Source organism: Rhodococcus sp. 06-235-1A (genome assembly GCF_002258785.1).
Taxonomy (GTDB): domain Bacteria; phylum Actinomycetota; class Actinomycetes; order Mycobacteriales; family Mycobacteriaceae; genus Rhodococcoides.
On sequence record NZ_NOYI01000031.1, the window covers coordinates 14214 to 31600 of the forward strand.

Sequence of the window (17387 nt, forward strand, 5' to 3'; positions counted from 1 at the left end):
TCAAGCCCTACAGACCTCTTGCATTAAGGATAACGAAACGATAACAGCAGCTATGATCTTTTTCGTGACCGCGACGATGCACAAGCTGACGGCCGGGGACGGGTACATGTACCTGATCCGGCAGGTCGCTGCGCACGACGCCACCGCACGTGGACGCGACACTCTCGCGGACTACTACTCCTCGAAAGGCGAGTCACCCGGCCTCTGGATGGGCTCGGGGCTGCCCACTCTGCGCACCATCGGTGCAGGCGACGAGGTCACCGAAGCGCACATGCTCGCCCTGTTCGGCGAAGGTAAGCACCCCGACGCCACCGCCATCGAGGGCAGGCACGCCACCGCCCTGATCGCCGACGGTGCCAGTAAGAAGGACGCCGCCGCGCTCGCGCTGCGAGAGAGCAAGCTGGGCAACCCCTTTCGGATTCACTCCGGCGTCAACGAGTTCCGCAAGGCGGTCGGTGAAGCGTTCACCGAACACAACGCCGCACTCGGTCTGCCCTCCCATGCGCCGGTGGACGACGATGTCCGCGCGCAGATCCGCACCCGTATCGCCCGCGAGATGTTCGAGACCGAACTCGGCCGCGCACCGCTCGACGATCGCGAACTCAGCGGCTGGGTCGCCAAGAACTCCCGCGCCAAGACCACCGCCGTCGCCGGATACGACGTCACCTTCTCCCCGGTGAAATCGGTCAGTGCCCTGTGGGCGCTGGCCCCGCGAGAGATGTCCGAAGCGATCGAAGCCGCCCACCACGACGCGGTCAAAGACGCGCTCGACTGGTTCGAGAACAACGCCCTGCTGACTCGGCTCGGCACCGACGGTGTGCAGCAGGTCGACACCGAAGGAATGCTCGCCGCCGCCTTCACCCACCGCGACTCCCGCGCCTGCGAGCCCGACCTGCACACCCACGTCGCGATCTCGAACAAGGTGAAAGTCAAAGGGCAGAACAAGTGGCTCGCCATCGACGGCCGGCCACTGCACAAAGCGATGGTCGCGATCTCCGAGACCTACAACACCCGCCTCGAGGGATACCTCCGCGAACGCCTCGGCGTCGACTTCGCCGAACGCGCCGGCACCGACCCCGGCAAACGCCCGATCCGCGAAATCATCGGCGTCGACGCCGATCTGGCCGCCCGCTGGTCCTCCCGCGCCGGGATGATCGACCTGCGCCGCGGAGAGCTCGCGGCCGAGTTCCAACGCGAACTCGGCCGCGAACCCACACCCGCCGAAGCCCGTAAACTCAACCAACGCGCCAACCTCGAAACCCGCGAAGCCAAACACGAACCCCGCTCCCTGGCAGAGCAGCGCACCGCCTGGCGCGCCGAAGCGATCGAAGTACTCGGAAACGAACGCGCCCTCTCGGAGATGATCCGACGCACCATCCACGACCACGGGCCCGTACGCGAACCCGTCACCGTGGACGCACAGTGGATCGCCGAGAGCGCCGACCACGCCCTGTCGGTGGTCGGGCAGAGCCGCGCCCGCTGGCAGGAATGGCATGTGCGCGCCGAAGCGGCCCGCATCGTGCGCGCGTGCTCGGTCCCGAGCGAGCAGATGGAATACGCCATCACCGCCATCACCGATGCTGCGTTGGACCCGCAGCGATCGGTCGCCTTGGGACCGGACGACGACCTCGACGAGCCGGAGGTATTGCGCCGCAGCAACGGGGCGAGCGTGTACACCACCGAAGGCACCCGCCTCTACACCTGCGAGTCCATCCTCGCCGCCGAAGACCGCCTCGTACAGGCCGCGCAACTCGGTGGGGGACGCAGCGTCGACCCGCTCACCGTCGACCTCGCCCTGCTCGAACACGCCGCCAACAAGTTCGACCTCAACGCTTCCCAAGCTCAGATGGTCCGCGAGCTCGCCACCTCCGGGCAACGCCTCCAGCTCGCCCTCGCACCCGCCGGCACCGGCAAGACCACCGCCATGGCCGTCCTGCGCAGCAGCTGGGAAGCAGAAGGGGGCCACGTCCTCGGTCTGGCACCGACCGCCGCCGCAGCCGCCGCCCTCGAACAAGACCTCGACGCGACCACCGACACTCTCGGCAAGCTCGTCCACACCCTGCGCGATCTCGACGACGCCGCACCCGGCGAGGTCGTGACAGTCCCCGACTGGTTCGACAGCATCGACCACCGTTCCCTCGTCGTCATCGACGAAGCCGGCATGGCCTCGACCGCCGACCTCGACCTGGCCGTGCAGTTCGTCCTTGACCGCGGTGGCAGCGTCCGTCTGGTCGGAGACGATCAACAGCTCGCCTCCGTCGCCGCCGGCGGAGTACTGCGCGACATCGCCACCACTACCGGGGCGATCACCCTCACCGACGTCGTCCGCTTCAAGGACAACGCCGAAGGCCTCGCCTCCCTGGACCTGCGCGCCGGAAACGCCGAAGCCATCGGCTTCTACATCGACAATGGCCGAGTCCACGTCGGAGACCTCGTCGCCGCCGAAGACCAGGCCTACTCGGCATGGCAACGCGACATCGACAACGGCCTCGACGCGGTCATGCTCGCCCCGACCCGTGAGACGGTCCGCACCCTCAACGAACGTGCCCGCATCGACCGACTCGCCGCCGCCGGCAAGTCGATCCTCGGCCGCGAAGTCACCTTGGCCGACGGACTGCACGCCTCCGTCGGCGACGTCATCACCACCCGCCGCAACGATCGACGACTCGTCGTCGGTGCCACCGACTTCGTCCGCAACGGCAACCGGTGGACCGTCGAAGACACGCTCCCGGGCGGTGGCCTGAAAGTCCGCCGCATCGGAGACGGCCGTCTGGTTACACTGCCCGCCAACTACGTCAGCGAACAGGTCACCCTCGGATACGCCCGCACCATCCACGGCGCACAGGGCATCACCGCCGACACCTGCCACACCGTCCTGAGCGGACACGAGACCCGCCAACTCGCCTACGTCGCCGCCACCCGTGGCCGCCACGAGAACCACCTGTACTTCGGGTCCGCCCTCGACGGCGACGAACACTCGGTCATCACCCCCGAAGCCGTCACACCCCACACGGCGGTGGACCTGTTCACCCGCATCCTCGGCCGAGACGGCGCGCAGGAATCGGCCACCACCGCCGCGCGCCGACTCGCAGACCCCGCCGAGCGACTCCCGATCGCCGCAGCGGCCTACGACGATGCCGTCGGCACCGCCGCAGAACAGGTACTCGGCGACGACGAGATGGAGCGCATCGACGCCGAAGCGGACAAGGTCGTCGCCGGTGTCACCGACGCCGCAGCATGGCCGGTGCTGCGCAAGCACCTGGCCATCCGCGCCGTCGGGGGAACCGACCCGATCGCCGCCCTCACCCGCGCCGCCGGCTACCGCGAACTCGACACCGCCGTCGATGTCGCCGCCGTGCTGGACTGGAGGCTCGACCCGAGCGGGGAGCACTCCGCCGGCCGTGGGCCACTGCCGTGGCTGCCCGCCATTCCCCCCGCCCTCCGTGCAGACCCGACGTGGAGCAGCTACCTCACCGCCCGCGCCGAAGTGGTCGACTCCCTCTCGGAAGCGGTCGACGAACGCGCCCGCGACTGGACGAGCGAGACCGCGCCCGTCTGGGCCCGACCCTTCCTCGAACACCCGGACCTGCTCGCGGATCTCGCCGTGTGGCGCGCAGCACGCACCGTCGACGACGTCGACCTCCGGCCCACCGGCCCACCGCAGTTCGCCGCCGCCCACAAGCGGCAGCAGAACCGGCTCGACAAGAGGGCAGCAGCGGTCATCGGCTCGCCCGATGCCGCCACCAATGCCTGGAGAGCGCTCGCGCAGAAGATCGAGCCGCGGATCCTCACCGACCCGTTCTGGCCGGTGCTCGCACTCCGTCTGACCACCGCCCGCCGCGCCGGTCTCGACGTCCCTGCTTTGCTGCGCTCGGTCACCGGGGACCGCCCACTTCCCGACGAGATGCCCGCCGCAGCCCTGTGGTGGCGGCTCTCGCGCACCCTGAGCCCGGCAGCTCTGGACTCCACGACACCGTCCAAGCACCTCGCACCGCACTGGACGCCGGCGCTCGACGTCGTGTTCGGTGAAGAGACGGCTCGCACGATCCGCAGCGATCACGCCTGGCCCTCGCTCGTCGCCGCGGTCGACAACGCGCCCATCAGCTGGGAGCCGGAGCAGATCCTGGCCTTCACCGACGAGTTGCTGACCCAAGCCTGCGACGTCGACGACGAACTACGCCCCGACGAGCTCACCCAGGCGTTGGCGTGGCGGATCACCGCCCTGAGTCATCATGAGTTCACCCACCACGACTTCCCAGCGGTCGAACACGCATTGGTCGACCTCGCCGAGGACGAGGCTGCAGCAACGGTCGCCGGAAAGACCGACCCCTACGAGTCGGCCCCCGCCACCGCACAGAGCCACAGCCCCGAGACCACCACCGTTGCCGAGACCGGCCCGGTGCTCGAAGTCGGCTTCGACGACTACTACCCCGACCTGAGCGACGCGGACCTACCTCCCGACCCGGAGACCGACCTGCCCCCACCGGACTTCGAGTACGACACCGGAGCCGACTGGGACATGCTCGCGGAGTCGATGGACTCCCTGCGCATGGTCCGCCCCGAACACGAAGACATCGCACCCGCCGCACGCGTGGCCGCGCTGCACGCCGAGCTCGCCGACGCACGCACCCGCAGCAACGATCTCTGGCGCGCGTACCTCGACGAACGAGGCCCCGCGATGACCGCCGCGATCCCCATGATCATCGAGATCCGCAGCCGCGCCGACGCCCTGCGCCCGCTGTACTTCGCCGCACAGGACGCGCACGCCCGATGGCTCGACACGACCCACGAACTCGAAACCACCGACGCCCGATGCCGAGACCTGGCCCGAGCTGCAGCAGCAGCGACCAAGGACGGACGCGACGACGACGCACTCCACGCCCAAGCCGACCTCGCCCTGCTCGAGATCCTGCGCGAGCACGCTCACGCCACCGAACGCGACGCCCACCAACTCTGGCAGCGGGCCCAGGCCGACCTCGAGACCGCAGCCGGGGGACCCGGCAACATCGTGACCACCGCCGACGCCGACGTCATCCGCGACACAGCCGCCAGCATCGACCAGATGTCCGTCGACGACGCCCGCGCCACCGTCCGCGCACTCGAAGGCGAGATCATGCGCGCGGAAATGCACGAGGCCCACCACGATGCACCCGCCGTCGCCGAACACACCCCCCTGCCGCCGGCACGCTCGCCCGAGCCGGACAGTCCGGGCCAGGTCGCCGTCCTCACCAGGTCCGACGTCGACCGTGCAAGCCCCGCCGCCGCACTGAAAAAGCCTGCGCAGAATCGCAGTACACCGACTCGATCCGACCGCACCACAGCGCGCCTTGCGCTGTCGGATCCAGCGTTCGCGGCGGTCGAGCCCTCCCGAGATCCCCGTGCACTCACCACCGAGTCCGTCGATTCGGAACTCCCGGCATCCGACGCGTCGGCGATGCCCGACTCCGAGCCGGACCTGCACGGGACATCGCTTCCCGACGAGAGCACCCCACCGGTGCCGAGCAGTGTCACCACCGAGGCCACTGCGCCTGCTGCCGAACCGGCAGAGGCCACAGTCGATCCGGACCTGATCGAGGAACGCATCACACGAGGAACCAAGGCCATGAAAACCGCTACACCCGAGCTCAAAGCAAAGATCAAACAGACCACGCTCAGTCAGCGGCTCAACCCCAGCGAGAGCGGGGCCGCGACGCTCGCTCGCTACCGCGCAGAACTCGAACGCCGCGCCGCCCTCACGCAGGACGAACGCGCCGCCGAGGACGCGGTGCGCGAGCGACTACGCAAGCAGCAAGCCAAGGGAGCCAAGGGACCGCACCGAGAACCCGAGAGCGGCCCACGAAAGGACCGTGGCCATGAACTGTGAGCACCGACCGAAGGACGGACCACGATGGACGAGCCCGATCAGCCGAACGGACGCACCCGACCGGTGTGCCGCATGGGTAGATTTTTCGCTTTCACCACACACCGAACGGGGGCGCAGCGACCATGGCGCGTGACGACCAGGACCAGCCGACCCTGTTTTCGATCGGAGAGGGGACCGACGATGTCGGAACCGGAGATGACCGTGGATCTGCGGATCCGCGACGAAGTGCGCAGGATCTGGGGGGAGTGGATCGGACTCGATCCGGACCTGCCCGAGGCGGCACGCGAGGAACAGATCGAACGCGAAGCGGCGCGACTGACCCAACTGGTGGAGGAAACGGTGGGGGACAGCGCTCACGGCTTCCTGATGGACCGGTGGCGGGCCGAGAACCCGGGAGTGACACCGGACTACCCCACGACCGTGGCGTTGATGACCACGGCCTGGCAGTCGGCACGGTCGAAGATCCTCGAGGAACACCTCTACCCGCAGGTGACCGAGGAGATCTACCAACGGGTGATCTCCACGGACGCACTGATCGAGGAGGAGCGCCGAGCGCACCTGCAGACCGCGCAGGACAATCGCGACGAGATGCGTTGGACGACACTGTCGGTGGACATCTCGCCGCTGGCGAGCCGGATCGTGGACCGGGTGTGGATGGACCGGCCGGGCCGATTCCTGCTGCTCGCCCAGGCGCTGATCCAACAACGACTCGACGACAACCAGCCGACGCCGACCACAGCGAACGATCCGATCGCCGCGGAGCTCGAAACACTGATCCTCGACGAGATGGACCGGACACCGGGCACGACTCCCTTCTGACCCTACGGGCGCAGTGGGTCGACGCCCACACGGCCACCGCCGACATCCTGCACCGAGGAGGCCGGCTCAGACAGCACCTCGACAACGCCGAACTGGCGCTCGAACGCGCACGCCAGCAAGGCAACCGCGACGGCATCGAGGCACTGACACAGCGGATCTCGGACCTGTCCTACCGCCGCACCCGACTGCTCGCCGACTACGAGCGCGCCCGCGCGGCCGAGGGGCAGCTCGGCAACGCCCTGCGCGCGGCCGGAATCGACCCCGCCTCGATCAACCACAGCGCCGTCGCCCGCGCCGACGCCGCGCAACGCCGCACCCCACCGACCTGGGCGAACGATCCCGCCACCGGACGCCAACTCGACACCCTGCGCACGCTGCTCGCCCGATCCGGACTGCCCGACGACACCGTCGACGCGCGCCTGACGAAAGCCGAAGCCGACCGTTCCATCAAAGCCATCCTCGCCGGCGAGCTGCCACTGCTGCGCAGCGCCGACGAGGCGACGCAGCCGGCACCCCCGCCGGCGTCGGCACACGAGGCACTCACCGAGCGGATCCGTGCCGCCGTCCTCGCCGACGCAGATCTGACCGTCTCGGCCCAGGCGTCGTCGAACACCTACGCCCAGTTCCAGTCCTGGGCACTGGCCCGGACGAAAACGGTCATGCTCGACGCCGTCGTGGCCATCGACGACACCGACACCGCGCTCACCGCTGCCGCACAATCGCTGCTGGCCGACCCTGCCCGCCTCGACGCACTTCCCCACGAGCTGGTCGACCTGCTCTGGCAGACCCACCACCGGGCACCCGAGGTCGACCCCACAGAGCCAGAGACCACCGACGAAGCAGCACGTCAGCACCGCGCCCAGGACGAGCTCGACAACGCGGCCACTGCTGAGATCGTGGACTTCGACGATCGCGGACGTCGCGCCTACGACCCACGCGCACCCTTCGCCGCGCCCGATCCCTCCGCCGACCCCGTCGTCGGCGCAGCACTCGAATCACTGCCCGCCGACAGCGTCGACGCCACACAGATCCGCGTCGACTTCATCGACGGCTACACCACCGCAGCCAGCGCCGATGCGGCCAGTATCGACGCCGCGGGAACCGAAACATCCGGTCCTGCTGGCGATCTCACCGGCATTGCGACACCCCGGGAGGTACCCGTCGCGCCGGTCGAGGTGCCTCAGTACGAGACCGGAGAACCCCTCACCAGCCCGTTGTGGCGTAGCAACAGCCTCATCGCCGCCCAACGCCCCGACGGCTCCACCGTCTACGTCAGCGCCGACACCGCCCGCCGCTATGTCGGCGTCTCCGATACCGTCACGCCGGAACCCGAACCCCGGACCACGTCCGAACAGGAAGCGACGCCCGAACCCGAGACCGCCCCCGAACTCGGCGGCGTCGACGCAGGCGACCGGGGCCGGGAACCGTTAGGTAGTGGGGTCGAGGCAAGCTCCGATCCAGTCAGAACTGTCGCTCCCGCAGTCGATTTCGTTCTCGGCACGGACGTTCTCGTTCCGTCCGGAGCCAAAGCCCGAGCCCGCGCCAACCTCGACGCCCTCGCCGTCGTCCAGGCGTTGGCCGCCGACTCTCGCCCCGCCACCGCTGCCGAGCAGGACACCCTGGCTCGCTGGTCGGGATGGGGCGGCGTGCCGCAGATATTCGATACCGCCAAGGCCGAATGGGAGCCCGAGCGCGAGGAACTGCGCACCCTGCTCAGCGGGTCGGACTACGCCGCGGCCCGCCTGAGCACCGTCAACGCCCACTACACCGATCCCGCCATCGCCTCCGCCCTCTGGCGCGCCGTCGAACGCGCCGGTCTGCCCGAGGGTGCCCGCGTCCTCGAACCGGGCTGCGGCAGTGGACACTTCGTCGGTCTCGCCCCCGCCGGGACGAAGATGGTCGGCGTCGAGCTCGACCCGATCACCGCAGCGATCGCCCATCACCTCTATCCGAACCAGCACATCCGCAATCACGGATTCGAGGCTGCGTTCGCCGCCGACGGCACCTTCACCGCAACGATCGGCAACGTCCCGTTCGGTGACTATCCGGTCTACGACGACATCCACAACCCCAACAGTCGCTCGATCCACAACCACTTCATCATCAAATCCCTGCACCTGACCGCACCCGGCGGGTACGTCGCGGTCATCACCAGCACGTTCACCTCCGATTCGGTGCGCCCGGCCGCGCGGCGCGAGATCGCAGCCCTGGGCGACCTCGTCGGCGGCGTCCGGCTCCCGTCGGCCGCGCATCGCCGCCAGGCCGCCACCGACGTGCTCACCGACGTTCTGATCTTCCGCCGGCGAGAGCCGGGCCGCGAGGCCACCGAACAGACCACGCTGTGGACCGAGGTCGCCCAAGTCACCCTTCCCACCGGGAACGGAGACAGCACCGCACCGGCCCACCTGAACCGGTACTTCAACCGGCACCGGGACCGCATCCTGGGCACCGTCGAGGTCGGTTCCGGAATGTACGGCGCGACCACGATGAAAGTCGTTGCCCCGCAGTCGCAGTCCGTACCGACGCTGCTGACCCGGGCGCTGGAGACCATCGTCGACGACGCCCTGGATTCAGGCCTGGCCATGACCGCGGCGGCTCCGGACCGAACCCAGCATCACGGGCTCGATACCGCCGGCCTGCACACCGACTCCGGCACTGATACCGGAACCATCCCCGGCACACTGCGATTTGACGCTCACAGCTCCCGCTGGGAGCAGTACCAAGTCGGTGCCGGCTGGGTCCTCACCCCCGCCAAGGGCCGCGAGATCAACGATCAATGGCAACGACTGCTCGCCATGGGCGACACCGTCCTGGACATCGGTGACAGCGCGCGCACCGCGGACTCGACACCCGAACACCGACAGGATCTGCGCGAGAAGCTCGATCGGCAATACACCGACTACACCAGCCGGTACGGCTTCATCAACCGGTTCAAGTGGACCAACCACGCCACCGAGAACAGTCCCGAGAAGACCGCCGAGAACTTCACCGCCCTCGAAGCGCAGTGGCGTATTGACGCAGCCCAACAGGCTGCTCTCGACCGGGGAGTGGACCCCGACGACCTCGCGGATCTCGATCTACCCCCTTACCGGGGTGAGATGCCCGCCGAGGTCACCGAAGCGCTGTTGGAGAAGGCACGTACCCCGGCGCAGGGGCCCCGTAAGAGCCGCCATCACCTGCAAGGGGCCATCAGCTTCGACCCCCGCATGGCGATGGTCCGATCGCTCGAACTCTTCGACGACGAGACCGAGCAGGCCTCCAAGACCTCGATCTTCGATACCGACGTCACCTTCACCACAGAACGCGCCACCAGCGCGGCCGGCATCGACGAAGCGATCGCCATCGCCTTCGACGAACGCGGCAGCGTCGACCTCGAACGGGTGGCCGAGATGCTCGATACCGACGTCGAGGACGTGCTCGACCGAGCGCGAGGCAAGATCTACCCCTCGCTCACCGATCCGAGTACCTACGAGGTTGCCGGCCAATTCCTCGCGGGCGATGTCCGCAGCAAACTCGCGCGCGCCCGCGTCGCCGAAGCGGAGAACCCCGACGTCTACACCGGCGTCGTAGACGCTCTCGAAGCCGTCGTGCCACCCGACGCCGACCCGGCGCGTATCGGGGTGCGCCCCGGCGCGGAATGGGTCGGGGTCGACAACCACAAGCAGTTCCTGGTCCAGGAGTTCGGGATCGACCCCGACGAGCTGACGGTCTCGTACGCCGCGGTCAACGCCACCTGGCAGTTCGAGACCAGCTCGGCCCCGAACTGGGACGACCCGCAAGGCTACGAGGACCCGTGGGGCATCGCCGGCCGCTACTCCGGGCTCGAGCTGTTCACCGCGATCGCCAACAACAAGCCCGTCGAAGTGCTCAAGACCGAGAGCGAGCTCGACCGCGAACCCAAACCGCGATTCCACCCCAAACACACCACCGACCTGCGCAATCGCGCAGTACGGCTGGAAGAGAAGTTCGTGCAGTGGCTCTGGTCCGATCCGGCCCGCTACGAGCACCTCACCGAGGTCTACAACGGGCGGTTCAACCGGTTCGTCAAACCCCAGTTCGCCACCGAGCACAAGCAGTACCCGGGCCTGAACCCCAACTACATTCCGTACTACTACCAGCGGCAAGCCGAGCAGCGTCTGACTCACGGGGAGACGATCCTGCTCGATCACTGCGTCGGATCGGGCAAGACCCTCACCATCACCATCAGCTGCATGGAGATGCGCCGACTCGGACACAAACGCCAGCCGTGGGTGGTCGTGCCGAACCATCTCGTCGACCAGTGGGCCGCGGAAGTTCGCGATGCCTACCCGGCCGCGAAAGTGCTCGTCGGCGGCGACCTGTCCGGGCCCCGCGATCGGCAACGCTTCATCGGTCAAACCGCCGTGACCGACTGGGACATGGTCATCGTCCCCGAATCGGTGATGAAGCTGATCGCCGTCAGCAAAGACACCGAACTCGCCTACATCGAGACCCGCATGATGGAACTACGCGAAGGCCTCGAACGCGCCAAGGAGACCGGCGGCGAGCACACCGTCAAACAGATCGAACGCGTCCTCAAACGCGAACAGGCCAAACAGCAGAAACTGGTGTCCTCCAAGGCATCCGACACCGGCCTGACGTTCGAGCAGTCCGGCTGCGACTTCCTGTGGGTCGACGAGGCGCACTACTACAAGAACCTCGCCCGCACCTCCAACTCCGCCGACCTGTCCCTGCCCGAGGGATCGCAACGCGCCTCCGACCTGGAGATGAAAGCGCGGTGGCTGCGCGACCGCGCGATCCTGCGCAACATCGAATCCGGACAGCCCGACGCGCCCGCGAAAGCGATCGCCTTCGCCACCGGAACACCGGTGAGCAACTCCCTGTCCGAGCTGTGGGTGATGAACCGCTACCTGCGCCCCGATCTGCTCGACGCCGCCGGCATCGGCCACATCGACGCCTGGGCACAGACATTCGCCAAACAACGCACCACCGTCGAAATGAACATCACCGGCACCTCACTGCGTCCGATCTCGCGGATGGCCGAGTACCAGAACCTGCGTCAACTGATCGCCATGGTCGATCAGTTCCGCGACGTGGTCACCGAGGACCAGATCCCCGTCGAGCTGCCGCGAATGCGCACCGGCAAGCCGCTGGTCGTCGAGTTCGACCTCGCACCGCAGGTCCGCGACTTCATGTTCGACCTCGACGAACGCATGGCCGCGACCTCCGGTCGCAGCATGGACGTCGACAACGCGTTGAAGATCTCCAACGACGGGCGCAACGCCTCCCTGCACCCGACGCTGGCGAAACTGCCCGAACCCGAGCCCGAACACGACCGGGTCGCTGTCGCGGCGGATCTGCTCTGGAAGACCCACCTCGAGCACCGCGACCTGTTCACCCCCGCCGACCGGCACGGCCCCGACGCCCGCGGGGTGTTCCAGATGGTCTTCTGTGACCGCGGCACTCCGAAGGCCGGTGGGGCGGGGGAGAAGAGTCTCTACGCGCGACTGCGAGAAGCGTTGGTGGACAGAGGTATGGAGCGATCGGAGGTCGTGTTCATTCACGACTACCCGACACCGAAACAGAAGCAGCAGCTCTTCGCCGACTGCCGCGCCGGAAAGGTTCGCGTGCTGATCGGCTCGACACCCAAGCTCGGCACCGGGGTCAACGCCCAACGCCTACTCAAACAGCTCATCTCCCTCGATCCCGCGTGGACCGCAGCGGACATGCAGCAGCGGTTCGGGCGCATCATCCGGCAGGGCAACGTCCACCGCGAGGTCGACGTGGTCAACATCGTCGCCCGACGCTCCTACGACGCCACCATGTGGCAGATCATCGAACGCAAAGCCCACTCCGTCCAGCAGCTACGCGGCGGCGAGATCCCCGACACGATGGAAGACGTCGGCGGCGACATCGCCCTCTCCGCCGCGCAGACCAAGGCCGCCGCCACCGGCGACCCCGTCTACGTCCGGGCGATCGAGCAGCAGGCGCACGTCGACGCGCTCGAATCCGAACAGACCATGATCGCCAACGCGAATGCCTCCCGCCGCGCGGCCATCGACCGCCTCGACCGCGCCGCCCAGCGCCTCGACGCCGACATGCCGACGATCGAGGCCAATGCCGACCGCGCTGCAGCATGGCTCGACATCGACGACCGCGCCGAGAAGATGATCACCATCGATCACCGGACCGCCGCCGACGACGACACCGAATCGCTCGTCGACGCGCTGCAGAACGTCCTGCAGACCACGTACATCGACATGCGGGCGGTCAAGAGCGGACGACCGAGCGAGTTCGCGGAGATCGCCGGCGTCGCGATCGCAGGCACCTACCGCCCGGTCAACGACCAACTCGAACTGTCCATCGCAGCAGGACCGAAACGGTACGTCGAGCACCGCAAACTCACCGAAGCGATGTCCAGTGCCACCGCCGCTCGGGGGATCCTCCAGCAGATGCGCAACATGATCAAAGAACTGCCCGTGCGAGCGACCGCAGCGCACGCCGACCGCGCGCACATCGCCGGGAGACTGACCGAACTCACCGCGCAGGAGGACCGAATCTTCACGCGCACCGACGAACTCGCCCAGGCACGCTACGCGCTCGCCGAACTCAAAGCGGACGTCAACGCGCGCGAGAACTCACCCGAAGCGCTCACCGAACGTGGCCGCGACCTCGACCGGCGCCGATCGCAAGGGCTGTACCCGAAATGGAGCCTCGACCTCAACCCCACCCCCGCACACGCCGACGCCCAACACAGCAGCCGGGCAGCGCTCGTCGAGTCCGTCCCCGATCGGATGCAGGCATTCGCCGAGAAGTGGGCCGCGGCCCAAGCCGAGCGAGACGCACGCCGAGCCGATGACCCGTGGAAGCCGAAATCGCCTGACGGGTCGCGCTTTCAGCGCGGAGCGGACCGCGACAGTGGTGCACCGGGAGCGGCGATCCAATGGACAGACCGCACTTGGCACTGGACGGCATGGACCGGCCCCGACAACTCGACCTCCGGGTTCGAGGAACGCCGGGACGCCGCCCGCTACGCCGCCGACGATGCGATACGAAAGCTCGACGCGGAGCCGGAATCGAATAGCGAATCCGCGGCCGGACCGGAACGGTCCTCAGAGGTCGGCTCGGCACCGTCGCTGAGATCCATGCTCAACCGGCAGTCGGGCAAGAAGCGCGAGAACTCACGACCCGACCTGCCGGATTCGAACCACTCCCGCGATCAGGGCCTCGAGCGGTGACGGACATCTCCTGGCGGGCCCTACCAGGGAAATTTTGGAGGCCAAACAACGCAGTGCGACACGTCTGACCCCGCTACGGCGGTCGTACTACGTCTTCTTGCGCGATTTGGCAGGACGGTTCGTCAACGCGACGGCTGTTGGCGAGGACGCCAGTTCCACGGAGGTCCATGCTGCCAGGGTGAGCAGATACAGGATGGATGCTGTTGTGGTCTGGCCAGTCAAAGTGAGGGTGAGGAGCAGCGATGAGGCGACTGTTGTAGTCGTTCGGCTGTTGGCGAGTTCGGGCATAGTCGGTCCTGACGTCCATGTGTCCTGAGGTATGGACCCATAACCGTCAGAATCAGCTACAGAGGTTGGGGCGAACCCCATGGCAACTTGTGTCCGACGCTGGCTGATCTGGGAACCGCTTCTGTTGGGCGAACCCATTGCCAGTGCGCCGTTCCCACCTCGACCCTGAGCGTACGCGGCAAGCTACTCGACCGACCAGAGATACCCGCACGCGACAAGACGGTGATCTAGAACATGAGCGGTAGCCAATGTGACACGGGCTCTAAGAGCATTGCCATGCGGAAATAGATTTTGCACCCCTCGAACTGCAGGTATAAGATTACTTATACCGAGGAGGTAGTCATGACAGATCTATTGGAACGCGCACTCGAGGCGACCATGACGACGTCCAAAGCGCGTGGTGCTGTCGATCGCATCGAGCACCTTCGAAGCGTGCGGCAGCTCCATGAGCAGAAGGGGTGGACGCAGACGCGTCTGGCGGAAGCGAACGGGGTCAGTCAGCCCGCCATCTCGCAGTGGTTGAAGATGGCGCGCATCGATGCACCGGATGTGCGTCCAGGTTTGGCTGGCGGTACCCCGTACGAGATCGCGGCACGGTACGCAGCGAAGATGCTCGATCGGGAGACGATGATCGAACAGCTCTCAACATGGATCTACGAGCCGGTCGAGCAGGCTCCGGCAGGCGAGGGCGACGTGCCGCGACTGAACTTGTCGGGCTTCAACCTCCAGGTCGGGCGGGCATTGGACGATCGATTCATCGACGAGGCCGACTACGACCGCATCCTCGAGGCAGTAGCAGACTGACTTGGCCCATGAAGCAGTAGAGGACCGTCGGGCGCGGCTGGAAAGTTTGTCGACGCCCGTCGGCCCGCTAAACATCGATGCTCCATTGGCGACCGTCAAGGACCGACGCCATTTCCGGACAGTAGCTGGCGAACTCGTACCCACGTCGGCTCGCAGAAAGCTGCACGCTGCCCTGCTCGGCAGGTGGCGCGACAGTTCCCAGGATCTACGGAGCGCGCGCCGGGCGACGCTCTTTGCCGGGCCGCCCGCCGCGGGCAAGAGCACTTTGATGGGGGCATCGAACACGCACCTCGCGGACCACCGTCGCATCGATGCCGACGACTTCAAGACACTGCTGCTTCAATCTGCTGTAGAGGACGGCTCGATCGCGTCCCTGATACCACGACCCCTGCGAGACAACTTCGAGGAACAGTTTCACCCGCTCGAACTCTCCGCGCTGGTGCACCGCGAGTCGACCATCCTTCAAGAACGTGCATTGAGCGACGCGATGCGTGCGGGCGAGAACGTAGCCATCGACGGGACGCTGGGGTACATGCCGTGGGCGAAGGATTTGGTTCGGCAGCTGGGGGACTTCGGTTACAAGATCCACGTGATCGACGTCGAGGCTGAGGAGGAGCTATCACTCGCACGCGTTGTCACACGGTGGAGGACGGGCTACGAGAACGCCCTGGCTGATCCGCATGATCCGACGGCGGCGATGGGCGGCCGGTGGTTGCCTGCGTCGGCCGTGACTCGACTCTTCGCGACAGGGCGGACCGTCTCGCACTGCGAAATGAACGCGAGCGAGATCGCCTTCAACTTCTCCGAGGTCGTGAAATACGACCTGTACAGAACAACCGCCCCTATGGAACCGCCGAAGCACGAGCAGTCATGGTCAAGAGACCGCAGCGGGGAGTGGACAAGCCCATAGACCTGACCGCCGACTGCATTTAAGCGTTTGCTATGTCCCGCATTGAGCTCCTCCAACATTTCCCGCTTTGGCGAGCATGACGGTCCACTGTGCCAGGGCGCGCCCTCGGCCAGCTCAACCCCGACGGTCACCCGGTCCAGCGAGCAACGGACCCCGAGCTGTGACACGGAACCCTGGCCGTACTTATCGGCCTCGGCCTGCTCGCCGCCTCCGGGATCGCAACCATCGTCGTACTCATCTTCGGCGGCAGCACCAGCACCCCCGAACAACCCGGCACCGACGCCGGCTACGCCATCGCACCCATCGGAACCGAACCCGCCGATGTCGCCTTAACCGTGATGTCCGGCGTGTTCACCTGGCAACCCGCCGTCCAAGACTCCTCGTGGGACGCACTGCACACAGTTCCGATCAATGGAAAGTCTTGGACTACCGCCTTCGGAACAGCGGTCGTTGAGACCGACATCTCTACAGCGGACAGGACTCTTCGTGGCGGAGTCAAAATTCGAACTTGCCAAAAGGGCTGACGGCTATGCGGCCACACCCCTGTTCACGTCGGGTCGGATCTCCAAGGTTCGTGGGCTTTAGGTAGCTTTCTGGCCACTGTGTCGTGTCGTCATAGAACAAGCCAGAACCCCACGTCACGCCGTCGAGCGACACACGGCTGAAATCGACACCCCTTATATCCGCTCCGTCCAACCTAGCGGTACCGATTGGGGGTGGCCAGAAGGTGACTTGAAGAGGTGGTTGCAAGACGAGTCCACGGAGATCAGCAGCCCGTAGGTCGGTTGGAATCACTCTGTCGCCCTTCAGTGCTCCAATTGACGCAACGCGAGCGCCACCGAGCCGGGCACACTGCATCTGTGCGCCGGCGAAGGTCGACGTGAAACTCAAGTCAGCACCTTCAAGGTTTACGGAATTGAGTTGTGTCCGTGCCCAAGTCGGGGATCCTGAAGGGGTATTGCCCGGTTGATCGCCTGCCGGCATCTCCGACACAGCAGTCAAGTCTGCTGCAGTAATATTTGAGAGATTGGCTTTGTTCAAATTTAGTCCACTAATGTCGATGCCAGACAGATCCATTCCGTGCAAGTCAATACTCGGCATCCCTAAGACGAAGCGCTCTGGGGCCGGTGTTTGTGCCAGCGTTCTGAGGTAACGCAAGTTTTCTAACCGCTCAGACGACTTAGCTCGTTGGTCCTCGATGTCCCGTGCTGTCGCAGCCTGTTCACCTGCAATAGCCCTATCGGCCTCAGTGCGCTGGTTGGTCGTGTAGATCGTGGCCCCGAAAATGGTAAAACCTACGATCATCGGGGTGAGAAGCTTCTCGCCGATCCATCTCACAGTTGCTGGAAAGCGATCAGAACTCGCATCTCGTCGCGCTCGACGAACGTCGGCGGACCGCCCGAGCCGGGTAGGTTTACGTTCTGTCTTTCTCCCTCGAAGCCTAGGGCGATACCACGGCTTGTGAGACGATGGACTAAGTACAGAC

Annotated in this window: 5 protein-coding genes; 4 read left to right on the forward strand and 1 reads right to left on the reverse strand. The window is 66.4% G+C overall.

The window, feature by feature from the left end; all coding sequences use genetic code 11:
- Positions 1-64: 64 nt before the first annotated feature.
- Together mobF and CH275_RS30500 are read left to right on the forward strand one after the other, a co-directional pair.
- Complete coding sequence (gene mobF / locus CH275_RS26835; RefSeq protein WP_179276377.1) at positions 65-5863, forward strand: MobF family relaxase; 5799 nt, start codon at positions 65-67, stop codon at positions 5861-5863.
- A gap of 650 nt (positions 5864-6513) precedes the next feature.
- On the forward strand, positions 6514-13899 hold the full coding sequence (locus CH275_RS30500; RefSeq protein WP_094681207.1) for a helicase-related protein: 7386 nt from the start codon (positions 6514-6516) through the stop codon (positions 13897-13899).
- A gap of 87 nt (positions 13900-13986) precedes the next feature.
- Here CH275_RS30500 and CH275_RS26845 read toward each other — a convergent pair whose 3' ends face one another.
- The gene (locus tag CH275_RS26845; protein WP_094681208.1) at positions 13987-14187 is read right to left on the reverse strand and encodes a hypothetical protein; all 201 of its coding nucleotides are present in this window, start codon (positions 14185-14187) and stop codon (positions 13987-13989) included.
- A gap of 342 nt (positions 14188-14529) precedes the next feature.
- Between CH275_RS26845 and CH275_RS26850 the strand changes: the two genes are divergently transcribed.
- The gene (locus CH275_RS26850; protein WP_094681209.1) at positions 14530-14991 is read left to right on the forward strand and encodes a helix-turn-helix domain-containing protein; all 462 of its coding nucleotides are present in this window, start codon (positions 14530-14532) and stop codon (positions 14989-14991) included.
- An 85-nt stretch (positions 14992-15076) separates the two neighbouring features.
- Positions 15077-15901: a zeta toxin family protein gene (locus CH275_RS26855; RefSeq protein ID WP_179276378.1), complete on the forward strand. Its 825-nt coding sequence runs from the start codon at positions 15077-15079 to the stop codon at positions 15899-15901.
- The last annotated feature ends 1486 nt before the right edge of the window (positions 15902-17387 follow it).